Genomic DNA, 4,849 nt, shown 5'->3' on the forward strand with positions numbered 1-4,849 from the left:
AGGCATGGATCGTCTTTGACACCCTGCTTGCGGTCGATTCGGAAGGTAACTGCGAACTCGTCTCTGATGACTTCTATAACGAATTTCTGGGCGAAGCTGAAGAGTCCCAATAGAAGGAATTCAATCTCCACCGGGGTTTGTGACAGGGCTTTGAGCCTGAAGCTCAATACAGGGTACTTTAATATTTTCAGAACCAGTATGGATGAATATGATCAGGGTTGCCATCAACGGGTATGGAACAATCGGCAAACGTGTCGCCGATGCAGTCACCTGCCAGCCGGATATGACGGTCATCGGGGTTTCAAAGACAAAACCCTCTGCCGAGGCATTTATCGCAAGAGAACGGAAATTTCCCCTTTATATAGCCGATCTCTCGAAGAAGGAAGCCTTTGAAAAAGCAGGTATTCCGGTTGCCGGAACGGTTGAAGAGATGCTTTCTGCCTGCGATATCGTCGTGGACGCAACACCGGGCGGAATCGGGGCAAAGAATCGCGCCTTCTATGAGAAGGCGGGAATCAAGGCGATCTGGCAGGGCGGCGAGGATCATGAAGTGGCAGGCTTCTCCTTCTCCTCGTCATGTAATTTCAAGGACGCGATCGGGCGGGATTATGCCCGTGTCGTCTCCTGCAATACAACAGGGCTCTGCCGGATCATCAGGCTTGTAGACAGTGAGTACGGTGTCAAAAAGGTGAGAGCAACGATGATCCGGCGCGGCGGCGATCCCGGTGATATCAAGCGGGGCCCAATCGACGCGATCGTCTTAAATCCGGTCACGATCCCCTCCCACCATGGACCCGATGTCCAGTCTGTACTTCCGGATATCAGGATCACCACCACCGCCCTCATCGTTCCGACGACGATGATGCATATGCATGTTGTACAGATGGATCTGAAGCGGCCTGGGACACGGGAGCGGATCATCGAGCTGATCAGTAAGAATCCGAGGATCGGGCTGGTGCGAAAAGAGACCGGAATCACCTCCACGGCTGAGCTGAAGGAGTATGTGATGGATCTCGGCCGTCCGAGATCGGATCTCTGGGAGAACGGCGTCTTTGAGGGCTCCATCTCTGTTGACGAAGACGATCTCTGCCTCTTCCAGGCGATCCACCAGGAGGCGGATGTCGTTGTTGAGACGATCGACTGTATCCGGGCGATGATGGGAACGGTTACGGTTCCTGAAGAGTCGATCGCGCTCACGAACCACTCACTCGGGTTCACGCCGATCAGGTGAAACAGTCCCGGAGAGGAGAGAAGGCGGCCACCCAGAGGGGAGCGGAGCATACCGTTCCCGCTCCATTTTTCCCACCATCTTAAACACCTCAGAGGGTCAATAGTATGCTATGGATCCATATGATCTCGTGGCACGGAATACCGTTGAAATCGTCACGGAAGAGGAGCTTCGGAGCACCCTTGCAGAACCAGTGAAGCGGGTCTATGCCGGATACGAACCATCAGGGGAGATCCATCTCGGCCATCTCGTCACCATCAATAAGCTGATCGATATGAAAGAGGCGGGATTCCATGTGATCGTCCTCCTGGCAGACCTCCATGCCTTCCTGAACCGGAAAGGAACGCTTGAAGAGGTGAGAGAGCTTGCCGAGTATAACCGGTCATGTATCGAGGCGGTCGGACTGAAAGGTGCTGAATTTGTTATCGGCACCGATCTCCAGCTGAACCCGGAATACCAGCTCAATGTGCTTGAACTCTCCCAGCAGGTGACCCTGAACAGGGCAACGCGGAGTATGGATGAGGTCGGGCGGACCATGGAGAACCCGACAGTCTCACAGATGGTCTACCCGATCATGCAGATGGTCGATATTGCCGCACTGGATGTCGATGCCGCAGTCGGGGGGATCGACCAGCGGAAGATCCATATGCTCGCCCGCGAACATCTCGGTGCCATCGGCAGGAAACCTCCTGTATGTGTCCATACCCCGATCGTGCAGGGGCTTGACGGGAAGAAGATGTCCTCGTCTGCCGGAAATGTCGTCTCTGTTGCAGATTCCGAGGATGAGATCAGGAAGAAGATCAAAAAAGCCTTCTGCCCCCCTGAGACCGCAGAAAACCCGATCATCGAGATCTTCTGCCACCATATCTTCCCCCGCCTCGGAAGAGTCGAGATCAGGCGGCCCGAGAAATATGGCGGAGACCGTGAATTTGACACATTTGCATCACTTGAGGTGGCATATGCGGCCGGGGAGATCCACGCGATGGATCTGAAGAATGCCTGTGCAGAGGGGCTCGTCGAGGTGCTCGCACCGGCATATGAGTTCATCATGAGCTGCAAGCGGGGATAGAGACGATGGGGAGACGGGGAGAGGAGACAAAGAAGACTGATGACCGGATCGAGATGCTCGATCGGAAGCTCTCGGAACTTGGGATCCGGATTCGGGATGATGATCAGCGGAAGGTCCTTGATGAGGTCTTTGATGATGTCACCCTCCTTGCTCTCTACAAATTCGCAAACAAAAAGGTGATCACCGCCATCGGCGGATCCATATCAACAGGAAAAGAGGCGAATGTCTTCGCTGCAGAGCGGGGAGAGGGAGAAGACTGCGTCATCAAGATATACCGGATCAGGACCGGGAACTTCAATGCGATGAGCGATTATATCCTGGGTGACCCCCGCTTTTCGAATATCAGGAAGACAAAGAAGAATATCATCTTTGCCTGGACAAAGAAGGAGTATTCAAACCTCAACCGGGCGCAGGAAGCAGGCCTTCCTGTTCCGGAGCCGATCGCCTTTGACCGGAATATCCTGATCATGGGGCTCCTCGGTGAAGACGGGGTTCCCTATCCCCAGCTCAGGCTTGATCCCCCTGACGATCCAAAGGCAGCATACAGAGAGTGCCTCGATCTCATCACCCGGCTCTACCAGAAGGCACGGCTTGTCCACGGGGATCTCTCAGAGTACAATATCCTAAGCGGCGGCGGCCGGCTCTGGCTCATCGATATGGGCCAGGCAGTGACACCGGACCATCCATCCGCCCACCGTTTCCTCTTTCGGGATATCCAGAACATCAACAGGTATTTTGGGAACCGATGCACCATACTCGATGAACACGAGATCCTCAGGGGGATCGTCGGTGAAGATTTCTTCACACCATAAAAACTAACCATAAAGAGAATCAGCCATGACAATGCAGGAACTGAAAGTGGCATCCGATCGGATCGGTGTCATTATTGGAAAAGGCGGTGCAACCCGCAAAGCCATCGAAGAGAAGGCCGAAGTTGCGATCACAATCGACAGCACAGAAGGACTGGTCACCATCGAGGGAGAGGACGCAGTCGGCGTACTCCGGGCAACAGAAGTGGTCCGGGCTCTTGGACGGGGATTCTCTCCGGAACGGGCATTCCACCTCTTTGATGATGAGGATATCCTCCTTGATATCATCGATCTCTCGAATGTCGCCGATACACCCCAGAAGATGAACCGGATCAGGGGACGGATCATCGGCCGTGACGGGAAGGCACGCGGCCAGATCGAGAATATGACCCAGACTTCCATCTCAATCTATGGAAAGACGGTTGGTATTATCGGGCTCCCGGAGCCGGTTCAGACTGCCCGGAAGGGTATCGAGATGCTCGTTGAGGGATCCGATCATGCGAATGTCTTTGCATTCCTTGAACGGAGGAAGAAAGAGGCGAAAGAAGATCTGATCAGTTACTATTACTGACGATTGTAGAACTCAGTGTTACCGGCACCTGTTTGGGTGCCCGGCAATACTGGATGCATTGCAGAAACGAATGATTATTTAGGGATAATATTGCGAATAGAGCAATTAATGGAGATTTTTTGGGATTTCCGCAATGCCCTGATAAAGATTTCGAAGTGATCGGTGTGCGAAAAGAGGTTTCCAATGGAAATAAAGGGGTTCGCGAGGTTGCTTTTGATTCGCTCCCGATCCCACCCGCTCTGAGAGAGCAGTACTACGCAACCGGAATCCGATCCCTCTACCCGCCACAGCAAGCCTGCGTTGAGGAGGGGCTCTTTCTTGGAAAAAACCTTATTATAAGCATTCCTACCGCAAGCGGAAAGACTCTTGTTGCCGAGATGGCGATGCATCACCAGATTGCATCAGGTGGAAAATGCCTCTATGTCGTCCCGCTGAAGGCCCTTGCCAGCGAGAAGTTCGAGGACTTCTCGGGGAAGGGGGTGAGAGTCGGGATCGCAACCGGCGACTTTGACAGGAAAGATGAGCTCCTTGGGCGATCTGATATCATCGTTGCCACCTCCGAGAAGGTGGACTCGCTCCTCAGGAATAAGACAGGATGGGTAAGCCGGATCACCCTCCTCGTCATCGACGAGATGCACCTGATCGGGGATGAGGGGCGGGGGGCAACCCTTGAGATGGTGATCACAACGATGCGGAACAGAAATCCCGATCTCCAGGTGATCGGACTCTCCGCAACAATAGGGAACCCTGAAGAGCTGGCGGGCTGGCTCTCAGCCGGGCTCGTCCAGTCAGACTGGCGGCCGGTTGATCTCAGGGAGGGCGTCTACTTCAAGGGGCAGATACGGTTTGATGGAAGCGAGAGGAATGTTCCTTCTCTGAAGAAGGATGCGGATACAAACCTCTGCCTCGATACAATCCAGGAGGGGGGCCAGGCCCTCGTCTTCGTCTCGTCACGGAGGAATGCAGAGGGTGCTGCCAAGCGGATCGCATCTGCCCTCCGGCTCGAGGAGCCCGTCTTAAACGATATTGCCGATCAGATCCTTGGAACCGACGACACCGGGGTTGCACAGGCACTTGCACTCTGTATCAGGAACGGGGCCGCCTTCCACCATGCCGGCCTCTCACGGGATGCAAGAAGGCTGGTGGAAGAAGGGTTTCGGAAAGGTGCGATC

General features: G+C 54.3%; 5 protein-coding genes. All 5 read left to right on the plus strand.

Annotated elements, in window-relative coordinates:
* Nucleotides 1-208 precede the first annotated feature (208 nt).
* Nucleotides 209-1,231 carry a type II glyceraldehyde-3-phosphate dehydrogenase gene (locus QCH34_RS06785; protein ID WP_300332118.1) on the plus strand — a complete coding sequence of 341 codons (1,023 nt, stop codon included), beginning with the start codon at nucleotides 209-211 and terminating at the stop codon, nucleotides 1,229-1,231.
* A gap of 109 nt (nucleotides 1,232-1,340) precedes the next feature.
* A complete protein-coding gene (locus QCH34_RS06790; protein ID WP_300332120.1) occupies nucleotides 1,341-2,297 on the plus strand; it encodes a tyrosine--tRNA ligase in 957 nt (318 codons plus the stop codon).
* A 5-nt stretch (nucleotides 2,298-2,302) separates the two neighbouring features.
* Nucleotides 2,303-3,109, plus strand: coding sequence for a serine protein kinase RIO (locus QCH34_RS06795; RefSeq protein WP_300332122.1), 807 nt, complete (start codon nucleotides 2,303-2,305; stop codon nucleotides 3,107-3,109).
* A gap of 25 nt (nucleotides 3,110-3,134) precedes the next feature.
* On the plus strand, nucleotides 3,135-3,677 hold the full coding sequence (locus QCH34_RS06800) for a KH domain-containing protein (RefSeq protein WP_300332124.1): 543 nt from the start codon (nucleotides 3,135-3,137) through the stop codon (nucleotides 3,675-3,677).
* A gap of 227 nt (nucleotides 3,678-3,904) precedes the next feature.
* A partial coding sequence (locus QCH34_RS06805; RefSeq protein WP_300332126.1) for a DEAD/DEAH box helicase occupies nucleotides 3,905-4,849 on the plus strand: 945 nt, incomplete at its 3' end.

It is taken from the genome of Methanocalculus sp. (assembly GCF_029762515.1).
Lineage (GTDB): Archaea > Halobacteriota > Methanomicrobia > Methanomicrobiales > Methanocorpusculaceae > Methanocalculus.

Excerpts from the sequence above, each read along its gene's own strand:
- QCH34_RS06785 (WP_300332118.1), top strand. The coding sequence starts at position 209 with ATGATCAGGGTTGCCATCAACGGGTATGGAACAATCGGCAAACGTGTC.
- QCH34_RS06790 (WP_300332120.1), top strand. The coding sequence starts at position 1,341 with ATGGATCCATATGATCTCGTGGCACGGAATACCGTTGAAATCGTCACG.
- QCH34_RS06795 (WP_300332122.1), top strand. The coding sequence starts at position 2,303 with ATGGGGAGACGGGGAGAGGAGACAAAGAAGACTGATGACCGGATCGAG.
- QCH34_RS06800 (WP_300332124.1), top strand. The coding sequence starts at position 3,135 with ATGACAATGCAGGAACTGAAAGTGGCATCCGATCGGATCGGTGTCATT.